The sequence below is a fragment of the Myxococcus vastator genome (genome assembly GCF_010894475.1).
GTDB classification, from domain to species: Bacteria; Myxococcota; Myxococcia; order Myxococcales; family Myxococcaceae; genus Myxococcus; species Myxococcus vastator.
In genome coordinates this window covers 1-724 of record NZ_JAAIYB010000927.1, presented here as the reverse complement: position 1 = coordinate 724, position 724 = coordinate 1, and the positions used below count along the sequence as shown (strand labels likewise).

Genomic DNA, 724 nt, shown 5'->3' with positions numbered 1-724 from the left:
GGGAAGGAGCCCGCGGCGCCGTAGGTGAAGACGCCGTTGCCGCCGCTGGTGCTGCCGGGCAGCGCGAAGAGGGGCGGGGTGTCCTGGCCGCTGGCGAGGCCTCCGTTGTCGAAGGCGTACGCGCCGACGGGGGCGTGGTACGAGGCGACGTACGGGGTGTTGGCGGCGATGGCGACCGGGGTGGAGAACGTCACCTCCTGCCAGCCGGTGGCCGTCTCGGAGGTGAAGGTGGCGAAGGCCAGGCGCTGCCCGTTGGCGCTCCAGAGGCTCCCCACGTGGGTGCCGGTGTTGGCGGCGCCCTTGTAGAACCGCACGCCCAGCACGTTGCCGCTCACGTTCGTCGTGAACTTCACGCCCAGCTCCACGGGGGCGGAGTCGTTGGTGACGGAGGCGACGGCGGGCGTGACGGTGGAAGGCCACAGGGTGACGGGCTCCGCCGGGCGGAAGACGACGTCCACCCAGTAGTTCGAGTCGCCGAAGCTGCTGCTGGGGAAGGAGCCCGCGGCGCCGTAGGTGAAGACGCCATTACCGCCGCTGGTGGCGCCCGCGAGCGCGTGGAGAGGAGGGGCGTCCACGGCCGAGGCCAGTCCCGCGCTGGTGAAGCCGTAGGCGCCGCCGGGCGCGTGGTACGAGGCGACGTAGGTCGTGTTGGCGCTGATGCGCACGGGCGTGGAGAACGTCACCTCCTGCCAGCCGGAGGCCGTCTCACCGGTGAAGGTGGCGA

Annotated in this window: 1 protein-coding gene; it reads right to left on the bottom strand. The window is 72.0% G+C overall.

What is annotated here, in order from left to right; all coding sequences use genetic code 11:
• Nucleotides 1–724: DUF4082 domain-containing protein (locus G4D87_RS38375; protein WP_163787665.1), on the bottom strand; the 724-nt coding region annotated here is incomplete at both ends.